Source organism: uncultured Cloacibacillus sp., from assembly GCF_963926575.1.
Classification (GTDB): Bacteria; Synergistota; Synergistia; order Synergistales; family Synergistaceae; genus Caccocola; species Caccocola faecigallinarum.
Genome location: NZ_CAWUXW010000002.1, coordinates 364,684 through 385,947, shown reverse-complemented (window position 1 = coordinate 385,947; position 21,264 = coordinate 364,684). Strand labels below are relative to the sequence as shown.

At 60.6% G+C, this 21,264-nt stretch carries 20 protein-coding genes; 15 read left to right on the top strand and 5 right to left on the bottom strand.

The genetic code is table 11. The features are described from left to right. The first annotated feature begins 6 nt into the window (after nt 1–6). From ABGT66_RS04685 to ABGT66_RS04620, 14 genes are all read left to right on the top strand, one after another. Nucleotides 7–1,113, top strand: coding sequence for a Xaa-Pro peptidase family protein (locus ABGT66_RS04685; protein WP_346689159.1), 1,107 nt, complete (start codon nt 7–9; stop codon nt 1,111–1,113). A gap of 73 nt (nt 1,114–1,186) precedes the next feature. Further along, entirely contained in the window at nt 1,187–2,377 is a 1,191-nt protein-coding gene (locus tag ABGT66_RS04680) for a DUF3798 domain-containing protein (RefSeq protein ID WP_346689158.1), read from the top strand. Between the two features lie 203 nt (nt 2,378–2,580). Continuing rightward, a complete protein-coding gene (locus tag ABGT66_RS04675) occupies nt 2,581–4,203 on the top strand; it encodes a sugar ABC transporter ATP-binding protein (RefSeq protein WP_346689156.1) in 1,623 nt (540 codons plus the stop codon). A 19-nt stretch (nt 4,204–4,222) separates the two neighbouring features. Then, nucleotides 4,223–5,269 carry an ABC transporter permease gene (locus ABGT66_RS04670; protein ID WP_346689155.1) on the top strand — a complete coding sequence of 349 codons (1,047 nt, stop codon included), beginning with the start codon at nt 4,223–4,225 and terminating at the stop codon, nt 5,267–5,269. After that, complete coding sequence (locus ABGT66_RS04665) at nt 5,269–6,360, top strand: ABC transporter permease (RefSeq protein ID WP_346689153.1); 1,092 nt, start codon at nt 5,269–5,271, stop codon at nt 6,358–6,360. The genes ABGT66_RS04670 and ABGT66_RS04665 overlap by 1 nt, the downstream gene beginning before the upstream one ends. Before the next feature lie 2 nt (nt 6,361–6,362). After that, complete coding sequence (locus tag ABGT66_RS04660; protein WP_346689152.1) at nt 6,363–6,842, top strand: DUF6672 family protein; 480 nt, start codon at nt 6,363–6,365, stop codon at nt 6,840–6,842. 72 nt (nt 6,843–6,914) lie between these two features. Further along, complete coding sequence (locus ABGT66_RS04655) at nt 6,915–7,562, top strand: histidine phosphatase family protein (RefSeq protein WP_300264626.1); 648 nt, start codon at nt 6,915–6,917, stop codon at nt 7,560–7,562. A 130-nt stretch (nt 7,563–7,692) separates the two neighbouring features. After that, nucleotides 7,693–8,559 (top strand): fumarate hydratase, encoded by an 867-nt coding sequence (locus tag ABGT66_RS04650; protein WP_346689150.1) that lies wholly within the window; start codon nt 7,693–7,695, stop codon nt 8,557–8,559. Nucleotides 8,560–8,563: 4 nt separating this feature from the next. After that, nucleotides 8,564–9,124 carry a Fe-S-containing hydro-lyase gene (locus ABGT66_RS04645; protein WP_346689149.1) on the top strand — a complete coding sequence of 187 codons (561 nt, stop codon included), beginning with the start codon at nt 8,564–8,566 and terminating at the stop codon, nt 9,122–9,124. A gap of 126 nt (nt 9,125–9,250) precedes the next feature. Next, complete coding sequence (locus tag ABGT66_RS04640; protein WP_346689148.1) at nt 9,251–10,129, top strand: HNH endonuclease signature motif containing protein; 879 nt, start codon at nt 9,251–9,253, stop codon at nt 10,127–10,129. A gap of 256 nt (nt 10,130–10,385) precedes the next feature. After that, nucleotides 10,386–11,333, top strand: a complete 948-nt coding sequence (locus ABGT66_RS04635) for a TAXI family TRAP transporter solute-binding subunit (protein ID WP_346689257.1) — start codon at nt 10,386–10,388, stop codon at nt 11,331–11,333. Nucleotides 11,334–11,401: 68 nt separating this feature from the next. Next, the gene (locus ABGT66_RS04630) at nt 11,402–13,375 is read left to right on the top strand and encodes a TRAP transporter permease (protein WP_346689147.1); all 1,974 of its coding nucleotides are present in this window, start codon (nt 11,402–11,404) and stop codon (nt 13,373–13,375) included. A gap of 136 nt (nt 13,376–13,511) precedes the next feature. Continuing rightward, complete coding sequence (locus ABGT66_RS04625) at nt 13,512–14,417, top strand: lysophospholipid acyltransferase family protein (RefSeq protein ID WP_303149467.1); 906 nt, start codon at nt 13,512–13,514, stop codon at nt 14,415–14,417. Beyond that, nucleotides 14,401–14,850, top strand: a complete 450-nt coding sequence (locus ABGT66_RS04620; protein ID WP_346689146.1) for an endonuclease — start codon at nt 14,401–14,403, stop codon at nt 14,848–14,850. Before ABGT66_RS04625 ends, ABGT66_RS04620 begins: the two co-directional genes overlap by 17 nt. Here ABGT66_RS04620 and ABGT66_RS04615 read toward each other — a convergent pair. Next, nucleotides 14,847–15,371, bottom strand: a complete 525-nt coding sequence (locus tag ABGT66_RS04615) for a hypothetical protein (RefSeq protein ID WP_346689144.1) — start codon at nt 15,369–15,371, stop codon at nt 14,847–14,849. The two genes, ABGT66_RS04620 and ABGT66_RS04615, sit on opposite strands and share 4 nt — an antisense overlap. Then, nucleotides 15,371–15,703, bottom strand: a complete 333-nt coding sequence (locus ABGT66_RS04610) for a YerC/YecD family TrpR-related protein (protein WP_294194427.1) — start codon at nt 15,701–15,703, stop codon at nt 15,371–15,373. The genes ABGT66_RS04615 and ABGT66_RS04610 overlap by 1 nt, the downstream gene beginning before the upstream one ends. A 241-nt stretch (nt 15,704–15,944) precedes the next feature. Here ABGT66_RS04610 and proS point away from each other — a divergent pair, with 241 nt between their 5' ends. Then, nucleotides 15,945–17,387, top strand: coding sequence for a proline--tRNA ligase (proS, locus tag ABGT66_RS04605; RefSeq protein WP_346689143.1), 1,443 nt, complete (start codon nt 15,945–15,947; stop codon nt 17,385–17,387). Nucleotides 17,388–17,476: 89 nt separating this feature from the next. Here proS and ABGT66_RS04600 read toward each other — a convergent pair whose 3' ends face one another. Genes ABGT66_RS04600 through mnmE form a run of 3 tightly spaced genes read right to left on the bottom strand, consistent with a single transcriptional unit; the run spans nt 17,477 to nt 21,135 of the window. Then, entirely contained in the window at nt 17,477–18,508 is a 1,032-nt protein-coding gene (locus ABGT66_RS04600; protein ID WP_346689141.1) for an SMI1/KNR4 family protein, read from the bottom strand. Nucleotides 18,509–18,521: 13 nt separating this feature from the next. Further along, the gene (locus ABGT66_RS04595) at nt 18,522–19,763 is read right to left on the bottom strand and encodes an acyltransferase domain-containing protein (protein WP_346689140.1); all 1,242 of its coding nucleotides are present in this window, start codon (nt 19,761–19,763) and stop codon (nt 18,522–18,524) included. Between the two features lie 4 nt (nt 19,764–19,767). Continuing rightward, nucleotides 19,768–21,135 (bottom strand): tRNA uridine-5-carboxymethylaminomethyl(34) synthesis GTPase MnmE, encoded by a 1,368-nt coding sequence (mnmE, locus tag ABGT66_RS04590; protein WP_346689138.1) that lies wholly within the window; start codon nt 21,133–21,135, stop codon nt 19,768–19,770. Nucleotides 21,136–21,264: the final 129 nt, after the last annotated feature.

The window sequence follows — 21,264 nt, the reverse complement described above, 5'->3', positions numbered from 1 at the left end:
CTCTCAATGATAAGAAAAGAAAGGGTCGCGCGTCTCGCGGAAGAGCTTCGCAGAAGGGGGCTCGACGCCGTTTATCTCGGCCCGTCGACCGACCTTGAGTACATCAGCGGCCTCGACACCCATCCCGACGAGCGCGTCCGCGGCCTCATGGTCGCGAAGGACGAGCGCTGCTTCGCCATGACGCCGCTGCTCTACCGCGAAGAGATGGTGAAGGCCTTCGGCGACGTTCCCTTCTACGCCGAATGGGACGACCACGAGGGCTTCACGGGCGCCTTCCGCCGCGGCTGCGAGCATCTGGGCATAGTCGGCGGAAAGATAGCCTTCAACGACGGCGTGCGCGCAGTCGACATGCTCGCCGTGCGCGACACGATGCCGCTCGAAATGGTCAACGGCTTCGACATCCTCACGGGCCAGCGCTCGCGCAAGGACGACGAGGAGCTTGAGATAATGCGCGAATCGTCGAAGATAGTCGACAACGTCGTCGCGAAGCTTCAGAAGTTCATCCGGCCCGGCATGAAGGAGCGCGACATAGCGAAGAAGATAGCGGAGTTCTTCGAGGAGGACGGCGTGACGCAGATGTCCTTCAGCCCCATCGTCGCGAGCGGTCCGAACGGCTCCATGCCGCACTACTCTGGCGGAGACCGCGTCATTGAAGACAACGACATAATCATCCTCGACCTCGGCGGACGCTGGAAGGGCTACTGCTCGGACACGACGCGCACATTCTTCACCGGCACGCCGACGCAGGAAATGCGCGACATCTACGAGATAGTTCGCAGGGCGCAGGCGACCGGCGAAGCGGCGGTGCAGCCCGGAGCGACCGGACAGGACGTCGACCGCGCGGCGCGCCAGGTCATCATCGACGCCGGCTACGGCAAATACTTCTTTAACCGCGTCGGCCACGGCATCGGCGTCGCGGTACACGAAGGCCCCTACATGATAGAGGGCAACACCGTGCCGCTTGAGCCCGGCAACGTATTCAGCGTCGAGCCCGGCATCTACATCCCCGGCAAGTTCGGCGTCCGCATAGAGAACCTCGTCGCCGTCAGAAAGAACGGAACGGGCGAGGCGCTCAACCACTTCTCGCGCGACATCACCGTCTGCGGAGAATAGGCATTACGCCCGCGCGGCGCTCCCGCGCTGGCTAACGCATAAAACTTTATTTATCTGAGGAGGAAATGGGAAGATGAGAAAGACCAGCGCATTGATCCTTGCTTTGGCCGCGACGCTCGTAATGACGGCGGCGGCGTTTGCGGAAGCCCCGTTCCACATCGGTATCGCCACGCTTACGGTCTCTCAGGCCGAGGACACCTACCGCGGCGCCGAGCGCATGATTCAGGAATACGGCGACGTCGCCGACGGCGGAATGGTCCAGCACGTTACGATGCCGGACAACTTCATGTCTGAAATGGAGACGACCATATCTCAGATAGTCGGCCTCGCCGACGACCCGAAGATGAAGGTCATAGTCGTTGACGACGCAATCCCCGGAACGACGGAAGCCTTCCGCCGCGTAAAGGAGAAGAGGCCCGACATCCTCTGCTTCGCCGGACAGCCGCAGGAAGACCCGGGCGTCATATCGAGCGTCGCCGACCTCTCCGTCAGCGTCGACTTCGTGTCGCGCGGCTACCTCATGGTCGACACCGCGAAGAAGCTCGGCGCGAAGAAATTCGTCCACATCTCCTTCCCGCGCCACATGAGCTATGAGACGCTCGGACGCCGCCGCGCAATAATGGAAGCGGCCTGCAAAGACCTCGGCCTCGAATTCATCTTCGAGACGGCCCCCGACCCGACCAGCGACGTCGGCGTAGCTGGCGCGCAGCAGTTCGTCCTTGAAAAGACCCCGGCTTGGCTCGACAAGTACGGAAAGGAAACCGCTTTCTTCTGCACCAACGACGCCCAGACCGAACCGCTCCTCAAGCAGATAGCGAAGTACGGCGGAATCTTCGTCGAACCCGACCTTCCGTCGCCGCTCATGGGCTATCCAGGAGCGCTCGGCATCGACCTTTCGGCTGAAGCCGGAGACTTCCCGGCGATAATGAAGAAGGTCGAACAGGCCGTCATCGACGCCGGCGGAAAGGGCAGAATGGGAACGTGGAGCTACTCCTTCGGATGGAGCACGGTCTGCGCCCTCGCCGAGTACGGCAAGCGCATCACCGAAGGCGAAGCGAAGCTTTACCGTCTGAAGGACCTCTGGGCCTGCTACGACAAGTACACGCCCGGCGCGCAGTGGATGGGCTCCGAGTACCTCGACATGGCGACGCAGGTCAAGATGCGCAACTTCCTGCTCGTCTACCAGGATACCTATATCTTCGGCAAGGGCTACATGGACATCACGAAAGTCCAGGTTCCCGAGAAATTTATGACGATAAAATAAGCGCTGTAAACAGAGCCGCGTAATTTAAATCTTTCCGGCGCGCGCGCCGGAAAGATTTTTTATGATTAAAGCGCCGCGGCGTATCCTCCTTGTTATCTTGTCGTTTATCAACAAATCAACTATTATAAGTTTAGTTTTATGCGCAAAGAGTTTAACGAAGAAAAGCCATAAAATTATATGCATAGAGCAACGAGGTGAAATGTATGGGCACAGGAGTCCCTCTATTGAAAATGGAGAACATCGGTAAAGAGTACTTCGGCAACCGCGTTCTCCAGGACGTTAGCTTTTCGCTGCAGCCGGGGGAAATAATGGGGCTGGTCGGAGAAAACGGGGCCGGCAAGTCGACGCTGATGAATATACTTTTCGGGATGCCCGTCATCGCCGAAACGGGCGGCTACGAAGGGAAGATAAAGATCGACGGCGAAGAGATCCATTTCAAAGACCCGCTCGACGCCCTCAAGGCCGGAATAGGAATGGTGCACCAGGAGTTCTCGCTCATACCTGGTTTCAGCGCGACCGAGAACATCCTGCTCAACAGAGAATCGACTAAGTACAATTTCACCGTCGAGGTCTTCGGCGACAGGCTCAAGACTCTCGACAGGGCGGACATGCGCGCGAGGGCGGAGAAGGCCATCAAGACGCTCGGCGTCGACCTCAAGGCCGACACGCTGATAAGCGAGATGCCCGTCGGACACAAGCAGTTTACGGAAATAGCGCGCGAGATAGACAGGAGCAAGACGAGGCTGCTCGTCCTCGACGAGCCGACCGCGGTCCTCGCCGAGAGCGAGGCGACCGTCCTCATCGCGGCGCTGCGCAAGCTCTCCGAACAGGGCATCGCGATAATCTTCATCTCCCACCGCCTCCAGGAAATAATCGACCTTTGCGACAAACTGATAGTGCTGCGCGACGGGCGCGTCATCCAGGAGGCAAAAACCTCCGAAACGAACGTGCGCCAGATAGCTGCGTGGATGGTCGACCGCAAAGGCGACGGCGGAGTCCAGACGGAAGAGCGCAAGGAAGAGCACCAGAAGGAAATCGGCGAGGTCGTCCTCAAGACCGAGCACCTTTGGGTCGACATGCCCGGAGAGACGGTCCGCGACGTTTCGATAGAGGTGCGCCGCGGCGAGATACTCGGCTTCGGCGGACTGGCGGGACAGGGCAAGGTCGGCATCTCGAACGGCATCATGGGCCTCTACGCCGCGGGCGGCAAGGTCTGGCTGCGCGGCAAGGAGATAAAGCTCAACGACCCCGACGCGTCACTGCGCGAGGGCATGGCCTTCGTCTCTGAGGACCGCCGCGGCGTCGGCCTGCTTCTCGAAGAAGGCATCGACTGGAACATCACCTTCACCGCGATGCAGGTGCAGGAGAAGTTTATAAAGAATCTCTTCGGCGGCCTAGTGAAATGGCGCGACGACAAGGCTATCGAGCAGTGCGCCGAGGATTACATCAAATCCCTCGAAATCCGCTGCACGGGGCCGAAGCAGCGCGCGATAGAGCTCTCTGGCGGAAACCAGCAGAAGGTCTGCCTCGCGAAGGCTTTCGCCGTGAACCCAGAAATCCTCTTCGTCTCCGAGCCGACGCGCGGAATCGACGTCGGCGCCAAAAAACTCGTCCTCGACACTCTGCGCCGCGTTAACCGCGAGAACGGCACGACGATCATCATGACCTCGTCCGAGCTCGAGGAGCTCCGCTCGATATGCGACCGCATCGCGATAATCAACGAGGGGCGCGTCTCAGGCATACTTCCGGCCTCCGCCGAAGCGGAAGAGTTCGGACTGCTGATGCTCGGCCACGTCGAAGAAGAGACGGCCGCGGCAAATCAATAGAGAACGCAGGTGAATTACAATGCAGGGCAAATTAAAGCAGTTTATTGAAAACGCCGGCTGGCCGCGAATAATAATAGCGCTCTTCCTACTCGCGCTCTTCATCGCAGCGCCCTTCGTCGGCGTCCGCATAGACGCCTCCATCTCCGACACGCTCGTCCGCGTCGGAATGAACGGCATCCTCGTGCTTGCGATGGTGCCGATGATACAGTCGGGCTGCGGGCTGAACTTCGGCCTCCCGCTCGGGATAATCGCCGGCCTCCTCGGCGCCGTCACCTCGATACAGATAGGCGTGACGGGCAGCATCGGCTTCATCATCGCGATGGCGATAGCCGTGCCGATAGCCGTCGTCCTCGGCTGGCTCTACGGACAGCTCCTCAACCGCGTCAAGGGCGACGAAATGATGATAGCGACATACGTCGGCTTCTCCTCCGTCGCGCTCATGTGCATCGCCTGGCTGCTGCTCCCCTACACGAGCCCGACGATGATCTGGGGCTACGGCGGCTCCGGCCTCCGCACTACGATAAGCGTCGAGGGCTTCTGGCTCAACGCGCTCAGCCAGTACGTCAACATCAGGATAGGCGAGTTCTTCTACATCCCCGTCGGAATGTTCCTCTTCTTCGCCTTCGTCTCCTTCCTCGTCTGGGCCTTCTTCCGCACCAAGACGGGAACCGCGATAACGGCGGTCGGCTCCAACCCGGAATTCGCGCGCGCCTCCGGCATCGACGTGGACAAGATGCGCACGATATCGGTCGTCATGTCGACCGTGCTCGGCGCGATAGGCATACTGGTCTACGAACAGAGCTTCGGATTCATCCAGCTCTACATGGGCCCCTTCTACATGGCCTTCCCCGCGGTCGCGGCGATACTGCTCGGCGGCGCTTCGGTCAATAAGGCCACGATGGTCAACGTCGTCGTCGGAACGTTCCTCTTCCAGGGGATACTCACGATGACGCCGTCGGTTATAAACAGCGTAATGCAGACGGACATGTCCGAGGTCATACGCATAATAGTCAGTAACGGCATGATACTCTACGCCCTTACCAGGAAAGTGACGGTGAAACGATAATGGCGGAGCAGAAACGCGACTTAAAGAACTTACTTGCGGACTACGCCGTCCCGATCGTCTTCATCGGGCTTTCGGCGATAGCCATTCCTCTTTCGGGATTCTCGGCGACATATCTGATACAGGAAATGTTCACGCGCCTCGCGCGCAACTCCTTCCTCGTCCTCTCGCTGCTCATCCCGATACTCGCGGGCATGGGGCTCAACTTCGGTATGGTCCTCGGCGCGATGGCGGGGCAGATAGGGCTCATCTTCGTCACCGACTGGGCCGTCGCGGGCTGGCCCGGAATGCTGCTCGCATCGATAGTCGGAATGCCGATAGCGATAGTCCTCGGCTACATCTGCGGAGCGGTCCTCAACAGGGCCAAGGGACGCGAAATGGTTACGTCGTACATCCTCGGATTCTTCATCAACGGCGTCTATCAGCTCGTCGTCCTCTATGGAATGGGCCGCCTGATACCGATCAGCAACCCGCAGCTCGTCCTTTCGCGCGGCTACGGCATACGCAACGCGATAAACCTCACGGGCATACGCCGCACGCTCGACACGCTCATCCCGTTTAAGATAGGCACGATAGACATACCGATAGCGACCTTCCTCGTCATCGGCGTCTTCTGCCTCTTCATCATCTGGTTCCGCCGCACGAAGCTCGGTCAGGACATGCGCGCGATAGGCCAGGACATGGCCGTCGCCGAGGCCGCGGGCATCCCGGTCGAGCGCACGAGGATAATAGCGATAATCATATCGACGGTCCTCGCCTGCTTCGGACAGATAATATTCCTCCAGAACATCGGAACGATGAACACCTACAACAGCCACGACCAGGCCGGTATGTTCGCAATCGCGGCGATACTGATAGGCGGAGCCTCCGTCAGCCGCGCGACGATAACGAACGTCTTCGTCGGCGTCATACTCTTCCACCTGATGTTCGTCGTCTCGCCGATGGCCGGTAAGGAGCTCATCGGACAGGCACAGCTAGGAGAATACTTCCGCGTCTTCGTCTCGTACGGCATCATCGCGCTCGCGCTCGTGCTCCACGCATGGAAACGCCACCGCGACCGCCTTGCCGCGCGCAGAAGCCTGAGAGGAGAATAACGATGGAAAACGTCAACAAAAGAAGGCTCGTCATACGCGTCGCGCTCGTCGTCCTGCTCGTCCTGCTCTGCTTCGGCCTCTACTACATAGGCAAGGAGCACGACGTCTACGTGGACAACAAGACGGTCACGATAGACGGCAGGGAATACCGGGAGATTGAGTACCTCGCGCTCGTAGTCAACGGCGACGAGAAGGACTCCGTCGAATACTTCGCCGGAGACCGCGACGTGCTGAAGCTCCAGGGGCCGAACCACACGCTCAAGATAATCGTAATGGACGAGGACACCGAGGAGGTCATCAAGACAGTCGAGCGCAAGCTCAGCCTCGGCACGATCCCCGCGATCATGGTCTCGATGCCCGCGATAGCGGAGGAGGCGGAGAACATAGAGCTTCCGCTTCCGCATCTCCAGCAGGCGGCCCCGGCGCAGGACGACGAACCTGCGGCCGGAGGCATGGACGCCGGGCCGTCGTTCTCGGAATAACGGCGCAGAAGAAAATATCGGGGCCGCGCGCAGCGTATGCGCGCGGCCTTACTTTTACGGGAGGGACGCGGAATGGGCGAAACGACGGTCTACATCATCCGCCACGGCGAATGCGACGGCAACAGGGATAAAAGAATACGCGGCTGCGTTGACTTCCCGCTCAACGAAAACGGCGTGAAGCAGGCGCGGGCTTTGGCGGCGCGGCTCAAAGGCGCGGGGATTTCCGCGGTCGTGACCAGCCCGCTCGCGCGAGCCCTCGAGACCGCGCGCATACTCGGCGAGGCCGTCGGCGCGGAGCCGGTTGTAAAAGAAGGCTTCCGCAACATCTGCTTCGGCGAATGGGAAAACCGTCTGCAAAGCGACATCATGCGCGAATTCCCCGAAGCGTGGCGCACGTGGACGACGCGCCCCGAGGAGCTGCGCGTCGCGGGCGCGGAGAGCCTTTTCGACGTGCGCGAACGTTCGCTGCGCGAGCTTGAAAACACCGTCGCGGAGTACGAAGGGCGGACGATAGCGCTAGTCTCGCACCGCGCGCTGATAAAGCCGATGCTCGCGGGAGCCTTGGGCGTCGCGCCGCCGTTCTTCTGGCGGCTCCACCTCGACAACGCCGCCTACGGCGTGCTGAGCCACACGCCCGCGCGCGGCTTTACGCTGCGCGCGCTCAACATCACCGAGCACCTGAAAAACCTTAAAATAGCCGACGACTTCGACAGCATGTAGCCGCGCGGCGGATTTTCCATTTTCCCGAAAAAAATTCCTTCGGCAATGCGGCGCTGGCGTTTCACAACGCCCGCGCTCTGCTATTATTATCTGGAGAAAAGCTCCACAAATTCATGCGAGGGGTGTTGATATGTCGAAGATATATACTCTCACGGCGGCGGAGATTTCCGATAAAGTCTGCGAGCTCGCGCTGACCGCGAACATGTACCTGCCCGAGGACGTGGCGGAGTCGCTGAGGAAGGCGCGCGCCGCGGAGAAGCTCGGGCGCGCTCAGTCGCTCTACGACGAGATAATCGAGAACGCGAAGCTCGCCGCCGACAAATACATGCCTATATGCCAGGACTGCGGCATGGCGGTGCTCTTCATCGAGCTCGGACAGGACCTCCACGTCGAGGGCGGCGATTTGGAAGAGGCGGTCAACGAAGGCGTGCGCCGCGCCTACCGCGAGGGCTACCTGCGCAAGTCCGTCGTCCGCGACCCGCTCTCCGACCGCCGCAACACCGGCGACAACGCGCCGGCGGTGATCCACTGGAAGATAGTCCCCGGAAACGCGATAGACATCACGATAACGCCGAAGGGCATGGGCAGCGAGAACATGAGCCGCATATTCATGCTCAAGCCCGCGGACGGCGCGGAGGGCGTCGTGCGCTCCGTCGTCGAGACGGTGCGCGAGGCAGGCTCCAACCCCTGCCCGCCGATAGTCATAGGAGTCGGAATCGGCGGCAACTTCGAGACCGCGCCGCTCGCCGCGAAAGAGGCGCTGCTCGTCCCCTGCGGCGTCCGCAACCCGATAGAATACTACGCGAAGCTCGAAGAAGAAATCCTGCGCGAAGTCAATAAATTAGGCATAGGCCCGTCGGGCTGCGGCGGCACGGTCACGGCCCTCGACGCGCACATCGTGACGAAGCCGACGCACATCGCGGGAATGCCCGTCGCCGTCAACATCTGCTGCCACGCGCTGCGCCACGCGCACGGACGCATCGAAGGGAGAGGCTAAGGACATGAGCGAGATAAAATACGTAACGCTGCCGCTCGACGACGAAACGGCGGAAGCTCTGCGCGCAGGCGACATAGTGCGCCTCTCGGGCAAAATCCTCGTCGGCCGCGACGCCGCGCACAAGCGCATAGTCGAGGCGATAAAGTCCGGCGCGGAATCGCCCGTCCCGATAAAGGACGAAGTAATCTACTACGCGGGCCCCGCGCCGACGCCTCCCGGAGCCGTCATCGGCCCGATAGGCCCGACGACGAGCGGACGCATGGACCCCTACGCGCCGCTGCTCATCGAAAAAGGGCTGCGCGGCATGATAGGCAAGGGCAAGCGCACGCAGGCCGTCCTCGACGCGATGAAGGAGCACAAAGCCGTCTACTTCGGCGCGACCGGCGGAACGGCTGTGCTGCTCGCCGACTGCGTCAAAAGCGCGGAAGCGATAGCCTACGAGGACCTCGGCCCGGAGGCGGTGCTTCGCCTCGAAGTCAAGGACATGCCGCTGACCGTCATAGCCGACTGCCACGGCGGCAACCTCTACGAAACCGGCCCGGAAGAGGCGCGGAAGCTGATGTAAAAATATTAGATGGTATTTTATTATCCTATGAGGAATTGTTCCTTGTGCAATGGGGCAATTCCTCAATCACAATGTATCTATTTCTAAAATCACTCTCTTTCAATAAAAAGGAACGGTGAGAACACTATGGAGAAAAAGCTTCCATGGGGAGTCTCTTGCTTATTAGATGCTGTTTCACAAAAACTTGGACGAGAAGCATGTGTTAGGCCAGTGAAAAATGAAAACTCATATTTTGTATTAGATAAAGCGTTTTCTTATTTTCAAAAAGCTGATAATAACAAACAAGTTGGGTATCGAGCAGGTTATCATTTCCATCATTGGGAAACACAAGGTGTAAAGAATTTATTAACATTTGACATGGTACATTCTCCTGTTATGTTTTCTTTCTTTCGCCAGAACTTTGACTACGAAAGATTTCGAAAGATAATGGAAGACACAGCAGAGTTCAGGTGCAACTACCATTATCTGCATTATGTTGTATTTAATAAAGAAAGAACACAAAAAGAAAAATTTGAGATTATACGGAGCGATATAGCTGATTTTCTAAAAGAGATTGATGCCGTTGAAGAAAAATATGGCTTTGCTAAGAGAATATTTGCTAACAAAAATTCAAGCAAACATTACCTTGGAAATACTTTTTATGTAAATCTTGCACAGAATTTTTTTGTTAAAGACATCCCTAATATAGTTGATAAAACATGGGATTTATTCATGTGGCTTTATCCCAGCAAGCCGCTGTTCAAGCGTGACGCCTCTCTTAACCGCAGTATGCAGAAAATAGAACGCAAATGCGAATTCCGTGCCATTCAGGGACTTCCGCAAGAAATACTCGACGCTGAATGTGACGGCATCGTGCAGGCTGCGCACATCAAGCCGCACCACAAAGGCGGCAGCGATAAACTTACTAACGGTCTCTGGCTCTGCGAGAGACACCACCGAATGACAGAAGGCAAGCTCACAGGCAGCAGAGATTTGGAACATATCGACGTGAAGTACCGTCCGTAACGCTGAACGTCATTTGATGCAGCGACAAGCCGCCCATGAAAGGGCGGCTTGTTTGTTATATGAGCTATTATTCACAAACGTGTCGAAACACTATGTGAATTTATAAAATATAGGACTGTGGAACTATATACGCATGGGCGCGATTATTGTATTCTTACACCACGCTGTGTGATTCGTACCTATTGTGAAAAATTCACCAATTAAATGGTGCAGGGGCGGAGTACGCGAATTTTATTTACGAGAAGGGGACAGGTTGATGAGAAATTTTTGCAGAACGGCGTTGTCATTTGTTCTTATCCTTGCGCTGGTCGCGGCGTCGGAGGCCGCGACCTTTATCAACGTCGGCACGGGTTCGACGGGCGGGACCTACTATCCCGTAGGCGCGGCGATGGCTAAGGTGTGGAACGACACGATTCCCGACATGCGCGCGAACGCGCAGTCGACGGGCGGAACGGCGCAGAATCTTTCGCTTCTCTCGAAGGGCGAGGCCGAGATCGTCTTCGCCGACGGCCTTTACTATTTCGCCTACGAGGGCATGGGCATGTTCGACGGCAAGCCGATGAAGGGGCTGCGCGCGATCGCGCCGCTTTACGCGGAGCCGGTGCATTTCCTCGTTGCTAAGGGAAGCGGCATAAAGAGCATAAAGGACCTGAAGGGCAAGCGCGTCTCGGTAGGCGCGGTCGGAAGCGGGACTGAGATTACGGTGCGCGCGCTTCTGCGGGCGAACGGCATCGACCCCGACAAGGACATCCGCGCGGAGAATCTCGGCCTTTCGGACACCGCTTCGGCCTTCGCCGACAAGCACATCGACGCGGGGCTCACCGTCGGAGCGCTCGGCATCGCGGGCATCGTCGAGATAATGACCGTCGGGACGGCGGAGCTGATAGATTTCGAGCCTGCGGTAATAGAATCCCTCTGCAAGGAGCTGCCCTATTATCTGCCGTTCGAGATACCGGCGAACACCTACAAGGGGCAGGAAAAGCCGGTGAAGGCGATGGCGAGCTGGAACGTCCTCATCACGAACGACAAGCTTGACGAAGAGACGGCCTACCGGATGACGAAGGCCCTCTACGAGAAGAAGGAGGACATCCTTAACGTTTCGTCGAGACTTTCTTCGATGGCCCCGGAGAACCTCAAGTTTATAACGATACCTCTTCATCCGGGAGCGGAGCGCTACTACAGGGAGATCGGCGCGGTCGAGTAAGGCCGCGGAGCGCGCGGGGGTTTTCCCCTCGCGCGGCTGAAAAGCAGGACGGAGGACGCGGAAGCAAAATGAACGGACAGAGAAACGAATCGTTGATAGAGAACATAAGCATGAACGAGGCCGAGGTCAGCAGCCTCGTCGAAAAATACGACCAGGAGAGCCGCTACAGGCGGCTGTCGGGCTGGCAGGGGAAGTTCGTCACCTTCTGGCTCGCGGCTATGTCGCTGTTCCACCTCTATACGGCTGGGATAACGGCGATGCCGATAACCATTCAGCGCGCGATACACCTCACCTTCGCCATCGTCGCCGTCTACGTGCTTTATCCGGCGACGCGCAGGGGCGACAAGCTGCGCGCTCCGTGGTACGACTGGCTGCTCGCGGCCGCCGCGGGCGGGGTCGTTGGCTACATCGCGGTCTTCTTCAACGAGATTGCGCGCCGCGGAGCGGAGCCGCTCGGCTATGAAATCGTCCTCGGCGTCGCGGCGATTCTGCTCGTCATCGAGGCGGGGCGGCGCGTCGTCGGCCTCGTGCTCCCGTGCCTCAGCGTGCTGTTTCTGCTCTACTGCTACTTCGGCTATTACGCGCCGGGAATGTTCCAGATTCGCGGATATTCTCTGAGCAGGATAATACAGCACATGTACCTGACCTCCGAGGGCATCTTCGGCCTCGCGCTCGGCGTTTCCTCCACATTCGTCATCGTATTCATAATCTTCGGCGCGTACCTCGCGAAGAGCGGCGGCGCGAAATTTTTCAACGAGCTTGCGCTCGCGCTTGCGGGCGGAAGTCCCGGCGGCCCGGCAAAGGTCGCCGTCGTCGCCTCGGGGCTGCTCGGCACGATAAACGGCTCGTCGGTCGCCAACGTCGCAACGACCGGGACCTTCACGATACCGCTAATGAAAAAGGTCGGCTACGCGCCGCACTACGCGGGCGCGGTCGAAGCCTGCGCCTCGACCGGAGGCCAGCTGATGCCGCCCATCATGGGGGCCGGGGCCTTCATCATGAGCGAGTTCCTCAACATCCCCTATCTTTCGATAGCCGCTGCGGCTGTCATCCCCGCGCTCATCTATTACACCGCGATATTCAGCAACGTCCACATCCGCGCGCGCCGCGACCATCTCGAAGGAATACGTAAGGAAGAGCTTCCCGTCGTGCGCGAGGTTATGAAACGCGACGGACATCTGCTCATCCCCGTGCTCGTCATCGTCGTCGCTCTGCTGATGAAATACACGCCGCTCAAAGCCGGATTCATCGGCGTCGTCTCCGTCATGGTCGTCAGCTCCTTCAGGAAGCACACGCGCATGTCGCTGCGCGACAACGTCGAGGCCCTCGCCGAGGGCGCGCGCGGCGCGCTCGGAGTCGCGCTCGCCTGCGCGCTCGTCGGCTTCATCGTCGGCACCTCGTCGCTGACCTCGCTCGGCCTCACGATATCGAACAACATCATCGAAATATCGGGCGGCAGCCTCTTCCTCACGCTCGTAATGGCGATGTTCGCCTGTCTCGTCCTCGGCATGGGGCTGCCGACGACGGCGAACTACATCGTGTGCAGCACGATAATCGCGCCGGCGCTCGCGGGAATGGGCGTCATGCCGCTCGCGGCGCACCTCTTCGTATTCTACTTCGGCATCATGGCAGACCTTACGCCGCCCGTCTGCCTCGCGGCCTTCACCGGCGCGGGAATAGCGGGCGCGAGCCCGGCGAAGACCGGCGTGACCGCGACGAAGATAGCGCTCGCCTCGTACCTGCTGCCATACTGCTTCGTCTACAATCCGATGCTGCTGCTCCAGAACGTGCAGCCCGTCGAGCTCGCGGTGCTCGTCCTCTCTGCCGTGCTCGGCGTCGTGGCTCTCGCGGGGGCGCTCGAAGGATGGTTCTGCCGCGACCTTCGCAGCTACGAACGCGTATTATTCGGACTCTGCGCGCTCGCCGCGATTCATCCGAACATGGCGATAAGCTGCGCCGCGATTGTCGGGATAGTAGCCGCCGTCCTCTACTTCAAAAAGACGGACTGCGCTCCCGCCGCGGAGGTCTGCGCGCGCGTATAGCTCTTTCGTAAAATTCCCGACGGCGCGGGGCTCCTTGCGGGCTCCGCGCTTTTTCTGTGCCTTCGGCGCGCGTATAGTATAATCTTTGATATATGACGCGGACGCGGAACCGCCGCTCCGCCTGAGGGGAGTTCTCATGCCGGAAAAAAGTCAGCCGCTTATATGGCATTCTCTGAATATATTCCGCGCGCTCTGCTGCCGCATGGAGCACGAGCGCGCCGTGGCGCTCGGCGGGAAGCTCGGCTCGCTCGTCGCGCGCCTGTCGCATAAGAAAGTAGCCGAGGCCGTAGAGCGCTGCATGAAAATACTTGGCGTGCCGCGCGCGCGCGCCGAGGAGATAGTGCGCGGCGCTTACGAGCATTTCGGACGCGCAGCCGCGGAGTTCGCGCGTATGCCTGTAATGGCGGAGCGGATAGACGAGCTCGTCAGCAGCGAAGGCCACGAGTACCTCTTCGACGCGGTGAAGTCCGGCCGCGGCGCGATGCTCGCGACGGCGCACATAGGAAACTGGGAATATTCCGCCTGCTGGCTCGCGCACCACGGGCTGCCGATAAATTCCCTCGGCGCGGACCAGCGCGACGAACGCATAACGGAGCTTATAAAGGATCTGCGCCGCGCGGGGGGCGCGAAGGCGCTCGGCAAGGCGAACGACCTGAAGGCGATGATAAAGGCGCTCCAGCGCGGCGAGGTCATCGCCGTCCCCATCGACCAGGACGCGAAGGAGGCGGGCGTCGTCTCGCCCTTCCTCGGCTCTCCCGCGAGCACGCCGCTCGGCCCCGCGAAGCTCGCTGCGAAGCTCGGCTGCGACGTGATTCCCGGTATATGCACGCGCAACCCCGACGGCGTCACCTTCTCGATGAAATTCTACCCGCCGATGAAAGGCCGCGACGGAGAACCGTTCGGCAAGAACATCCAGACGAGCACCGACGATCTCAACGCAGTCATATCCGAGGGCATAAAGGCGCACCCGGAGCAGTGGATGTGGATGTACCCGCGCTGGGAGTCGGTGGAGCGCGGAATCTTCAATGATCGCGGGAATTGACCCCGGACGCTGGAAGACGGGCTTCGCGCTCGCCGAGGGCGGGCGGCTTCTCTTTTCGGCGATAATCCCGTCGGATAAGAAAGACGTGCTGATTGAAGCGGTAAAGAGCGGACGCTGGGAGCTTCTCGCCGCGTGGCGGCAGGAGGGAAACGCCGCGGAGCTGCCGAAAACCGCGCCCGAAGCCGTCTACGTAGGGAGCGGCACATCGTTCGCGGAATTCCGCGCCGCTCTGCCCTTTCCCCATAAAGTCGCGGAAGAATACGGCACGACGCTCGAGGCGCGAGAAATATACTGGCGGCTGCACGCGCCGCGCGGCCTCATGAAGCTCGTGCCGACCTCGCTGCGCACGCCGCCGAGAAACGTCGACGACCTCGCCGCCTACGCGATACTGCTGCGTGGGGCCGAGGCCGCCGAATCCGAAAAATCCTCTTAATCGTAAAATTTCTGGACAGATACGCCGAACGCGCCGAACTCCTCGGCCATGTCGCCGAGCATTGACTCCATCGCCGCGCGGTACATGCGCTCCGTGAGGTTCGCGGGCGCGGCGGGCAGACGCACTGCGACGACGGGAGCCTCGCGCCCCATCATGTAGGGCAGCGCGCATTTGCAGATTTCAAAGAAAGCGTTCAGCGCCGAGGCGTGCGCCGCAAAGTCGTCGGGCGATATGTCGAGGAAGAGACGCTCCTTCGACGACAGCGCCGGCGCGAATACCACGGCGTCGACGCCGCCGAGCGCCTCCGCGCACTCGATGACGGCGGGCGCGAGGTCGGCGAGCGCGGCTCCGCCCGTCACGGAGCCGCCCGCGAAATCCGCGCCCTGCGGCAGAGCTTCTGAAAGGCGCGAAATTTCATCCTCGGAGCGAGCCGTCAGCCAGACCGACGAGCCCTCGAGCAGCGCCGCCATCCCGGAGGGGAGCGGCGCGCCGTGCGCGAGCGGGAAAAAAACGCCGCGCATTACTTTTTCACACTTTTCTTCTTCGGCGCTTCTTCCTCGGCGGCCTTGCTCTCGAGCTTGCGCAGCACGTCGCGGTAGCCGTCCGTGCCGTACTCGACGAACTTCTTGACGCGGCTAATCGTCGCCGTGCTCGCGCCCGTCGCCTGCACGATCTGCGGATACGAGAAGCCCTTTATGAGAAGCCCCGCAACCTGAAGCCGCTGCGAGAAGGCCTTGATTTCAGAGAAAGTTGCTAAATCCTCGAGGAAACGGTACGCTTCGTCCCTGTCGGTGATCGCGACGATGGCGTCGCATAGCTGGTCGGTAAAATCGTCTTTCCACTGGTTTGACATGGCTGTGCCTCCGGTATGTTTATTCAGTGCTTTAGTTCGCGACTATACTAAAATAATAGCCGCAACGGCGGAAAAGTCAAGAGCGCGGCGCTCCGCGCGCGCGCCGCGGAAGTTCAAAAGGCGCGCGTAAAGTGATAGAATAAGAAACCGGCGCGGCCTCGCGACGGACGCGCCCCTGTTTCAATAGAACGGATTTCCCGCGCCGGAGAACCGACATAGATTTTTACCGGAGGATGAAGGAATGGCAAAAAACATAACGCCGAGAGAGAAAGATTATTCGCAGTGGTACCTTGACGTCATACGCGTCGCCGAGATGGCGGACTACGCGCCCGTGCGCGGCTGCATGGTCGTGCGCCCGACGGGCTACGCGATATGGGAAATGATACAGCGCTACTTCGACGACGCCTTTAAGGAGACGGGCCACGTCAACGCCGCCTTCCCGCTGCTGATACCGCAGTCCTTCCTCGCGAAGGAGGCGGAGCACGTCGAGGGCTTCGCGCCCGAGTGCGCCGTCGTCACGCACGCCGGCGGCGAAGAGCTTGAAGAGCCGCTCATCGTGCGCCCGACCTCCGAGACTGTAATAGGCCACATGTACAGCAAATGGGTGCAGTCGTGGCGCGACCTGCCCATCCTCATCAACCAGTGGGCCAACGTCATGCGCTGGGAGAAGCGCCCGCGCCTCTTCCTGCGCACCTCCGAATTCCTCTGGCAGGAGGGCCACACCGCCCACGCGACGAAAGAAGAGGCCATCGAAGAGACGCTGAAAATGCTCGAGGTCTACCGCCGCGTCATGACCGAGTACCTCGCGCTCCCCGTCCTCGAAGGCGAGAAGACCGAGGGCGAGCGCTTCCCCGGCGCTGACAACACATACACCTGCGAGGCGATGATGAGCGACAAGAAGGCGCTCCAGGCCGGGACGAGCCACTTCCTCGGACAGAACTTCGCGAAGGCCTTCGACATCCAGTTCCAGGACAAGGACGGCACGATGCAGTACGCATACACGACGAGCTGGGGCGTCTCGACCCGCCTCATCGGCGCGATAATCATGACCCACTCCGACAACGACGGCCTCGTGCTGCCGCCGCGCATCGCGCCCGTCAAGGCCGTCATCGTTCCCATCTCGACCGACGACGCGAAAATCGAAAGCGCGCTGCTGCCGAAGGCCGAAGAGCTACAGAAACAGCTCAACGCGGCGCTCGGCGGACGTTATGTCAACATCGACAAACAGTTCCACATGCGCCCCGGCGACCGCTTCTTCTCGCACCTCCAAAAGGGCGTGCCGCTCCGCCTCGAGCTCGGCGAAAAGGAATACGCGGCGGAGAAGCTGCGCGTAGTGCGCCGCGACACCGGCGAGAAGCTCGACATAGCGTGGAGCGAAGCCGCGGCGGCGATCCCTGCGCTGCTCGACGAGATACAGCAGAACCTCTACAACCGCGCGCTCCAGTTCCGCCTCGCGAACACACACAAGGCCGAGAACCTCGAAGAGTTCAAGAAGCTGCTCGAAGAGAAGGGCGGCTTCATCGAAGTATTCTTCGCGGGCAGCAAAGAGGACGAAAAAGCCATCAAGGAAGCGACCGGCGCGACGCCGCGCTGCTTCCCCTTCGCCCACTCAGAAGAGCGCGGCAAGTGCTTCTACACCGGCAAGGAAAACGCAAGAAAGGCGATCTTCGCGAAAGCCTACTAATCGCGCGGTGCTCTGCGCGCAAAGGCCAAAAAATGCGGGACGGCTCACGACGGGCCGCCCCGCTTGTTTTATGCGGAGACGTTGATGCGCTAGGCCGTTACCGATTTCAGAAACGCGAGGAAGTTTGGAAATTCTTCGGTGAATTGCCAGAGCCCCTCTCCGTGGAACGCGAAAAGCACGGGCGGCTCGTCTTTTGATAAATCGAGGCAGAACGGGTCGCCCCACCTCTGCGCTATGACGACCAGACTGTCGGGCCAATCTTCTATCCTCTGCCTTTCGACAGGGTTATAAGAATAACCGTCCTGCCCTTTTATCAAATTGTGTGCGCCGTAGAGCTCTATCGCCCCGTATCCTTTTAGTTTCAGCTGTGCGGCGAGCGGCGAACCTTTTTCTAAAAATTCCAAGTAATCCGCGGGCAGACGCCAGCGGGCTGTGATTGTCGCCAAATCCTCCGCGTCCGCAGGTATGAGCCAGTTGGATGGATGCGCCGGGTTTTGATGTGCGGCGCGTTTTTTTGAAAGTTTTGCGTCAAGGCGCGCGCAGATTTTTTCTAACGGCGTAGCCGGTGAGTCGAGAGACGGATGGCGCTCAGGCTGCGCGTATCCGTTCCCCGCCGGGTATCCGGCTTCCGCCCATTTCGCCAGAGCTTCGCGGTCTATGTCGCCGTCGCTCCACTGCCGGAATTCTTCGGGTTTCCCATAATCGAACGGATTGCCTGTAGCATGCGAGAGAAGCGCTACGATGTGCGCTTTTGACTCGGTCGTGCGCCCCGGCTCGAAAACCAGCGGCAGCAGTATGGGGGCGGCCTTAGCTCCTAGGATTTTGGTCAAGCCCTCCGCGCCCCACCAAGCTGTGCTTGAGTCTTGCGATTTCGCGCATCGCTCGAAGAGCTCCGTAAAATCTTTGTCATTCACAGAGAGCATGCAGGAGAGCGTCGCAAGCGCGTGCGTGCGCAGAACCTGATTGACGCGTCCATGCTCTGCGCAGCGGGCGAGCGCCTCCATAGCCGGAGCTCGTTCGTCCTCTCCGCTCTTTCTGCCGAGAGCGTTGATTGCGTTGCAGGCTTTTGAAGGGGCGTCCGTCTCTTCAAGCGTTTTTATTAATCTCTCAATCTTAGCCACAGTCAAAACATCCTTATATTTTCGTCCACTCCGCGCCGTTGGCGAAGCCCTCTTCCCAGAGTGCGGCGGCGGTCTCCATAATGCCGCGTTTGAAGCAGTATTCGCGCGATTTGCCCGCGACGTAGTTTTTCATCGACGACGCGCCGAGCCAGCGGCTTTGCGGAAGCGCGGCGAGTCCCGCGCCCGCGAGCGTGCGGTGTACGCCGAACTCGACTGCGGTGATTTGCGCGCCTTGCGCGAGGTTCCGCGCCGAGGCGAGAGCTTTGTCGAAGCGCGCGGGGCGCAGGCATTGCTCCGCGCGGCGCGGCGGGCGCGAGACTTCCGCGGCGGTCAGCGGGTTTCCGTCGATTGACGAGAATACGGGGCAGGACGGCTCGTTGAGCGCGGGGAAGGGGAGCGCGGCGATTTTCTCCGCGATTTGCGACGCGAGCGGCGAGTGCGCGGCGTAGGGCACGCGCAGGCGGCGGTGCGGAATTTTCGCGGCGTCGAGCGCGCGTTCGGCGCGTCTCGCGGCTTCCGCAGTCCCCGAGAGCACGACGGAGCGCGCGCCGTTGACCGCGGCGACGGAGAGCTCCGCGGCGTGCCGTGACGCGAGCTCTTCCGCGAAATCGAGCGCCGCTTCCGCGTGGAGCATGACGCCGCGCTCTTTTATCGAATCTATCACGAGCGCGCGGCGGCAGACGAACTGCGCGGTTTCGGCGAGCTCCGCCATGCCGGAGACGGCGAGCGCGGCGTATTCTCCGAGCGAGTGGGGCAGTATGAAGTCGGGGCGGAAGCCCCAGCCGATGTATTGGAATGCGAGCGCCGCGCCGTAGGCGAAGACGGAGATGTGTTCCTCGAGCGCCGAGACGCCGCGCCCCTTTTCGAGAATCCGCGAGAGCGAAACGCCCGCCGCACGCTCCGCGGCTTTTTCCGCAATTCCGAGATATTTTGAAAAGGTTGGGAGGATGCGGCGAAGCTCCGCGACGGGGACGGCTCCCGCCGCGCCCTGCCCCGGGAAGGCGAAGGCGAGCTTTTTCGGCGCGCCGTGAGTTTCTGGCGGCGCGAGCAGGATTTCCGCGGCCTCCGCTTCGCCGGAGGCGACGGCGGCGCGGCGGTATTTCCCCAATGTTTCGCGCGCGTCCGTTTGCCTGCGGAGGCCGTATCGAAATGGCGAGCGCGCGGCTTCGCGGCAGAGTTCCGCAAGTTTGTCCGCGCTCTGCGCGCTTATGAGCAGTGCGCGCGGCTGGGCTTCGCCGGACGTGGTCTCGGTCAAGGCGCTATTTCCCGACGCAGAAATTTCCGAATACTTTGTCCAGCAGGTCTTCGGCCGCGTCCGTGCCGAGCAGCGACGAGAGGGCCGCGCGCGCCTCGGCGACGCAGGTTATCGTCGCGTCGCAGCCCGCGCCCGCTTCTATGGAGGCAGCGGCGTCGTCTATGGCTTTTCCCGCCGCGGTGAGACATTCCATCTGCCGCGCGGTTACGGCATAGCCGCCGGAGAGCGTCCCGCCGCCGGAGACGCGGCGGAATATCGTTTTTTTGAGATTTTCGAGGCCCGCGCCTTTCGCCGCCGATACTGATACGACCTCAGAGCCGGGGAATCCGGCGCGCAGCCCGGCCTCGGTGATTTTCTGCGGCAGGTCGCTTTTGTTGAGCGCTATCACTGTGCCCGCCGGCGGGCGGAACTCTTCGCCGCCTATGCCGCAGGAGAGGTCAGGCTCCGAGCCGTCTATGACCCAGAGCACCACGTCCGCTTCGTCCATCGCCTTCAGCGAGCGGCTGACGCCTATCGCCTCGGCTTCGTCGCCCGCCTCGCGTATGCCTGCTGTGTCTATTATGCGCACGGGCAGGCCGTTGTATATGAAGGTCTCTTCGATGCTGTCGCGCGTCGTGCCGGGTATCGCAGTGACTATCGCGCGGTTTTCGCCGAGCAGGGCGTTGAGCAGCGAGGACTTGCCTACGTTGGGGCGGCCTATTATCGCGACGCGCGCCCCCTCGCGCAGCAGCATGCCCGCGCGGCATTTCGATACGAGCGAAGCGCAGCGTGCGGCGAGGTCTTTTATCCGTGTTTCGCTTTCGCCGCGCGATATGAAGCCCTCGCCCTCCTCGGGAAAATCGAGGTCCACCTCGAGCGCCGCGGCGAGGTTCGTCAGCTCATCCATGAAAATTTTTATCTCGGCGGTCAGCCCTCCCTGGAGCGAGCGCGCGGAGGCCTTGAGCGCCTCGTCGCTGCGCGCCTTTATAATGCCGAGCACGGCCTCCGCCTGCGCAAGGTCGATGCGCCCGTTGACGAAGGCGCGCCGCGTGAACTCGCCGGGCTCGGCAAGCCGCGCGCCTAGCGCGCAGAGTTCCTCGACGCATTTCTGCGCCGCGAGCGTGCCGCCGTGGCAGTGTATCTCCGCGCTCTCCTCGCCCGTGTAGCTCGCGCCGCGCGGAAAGCGCACGGCGAGCGCCTCGTCGAAGGTCTCTCCGCCGCGCGTGCGCAGCGAGCCGAGCGCCATGTACCGCGGCGGTTGCTCCTCGAACGGGCGCCGCCCGCGGAAAATCTCCCCGGCGAGCCGCGCGCAGCCCTCGCCCGAGAGACGCACTATCGCTATGCCGCCTTCGCCCCACGCCGTCGCCTGCGCAGCAATTATATCTTCCGCCATTTTTTACAGATTCTCCCCGTAAATTCAAGTTTTCCGGCAAAGTCTAGCATCCGCCGCCGCCGCTGTAAAGAAAAGAAAAAGCCGGGGGCGCGCCGCGCTGTGCAATCGGCGAAAAAATGCTATCATTAA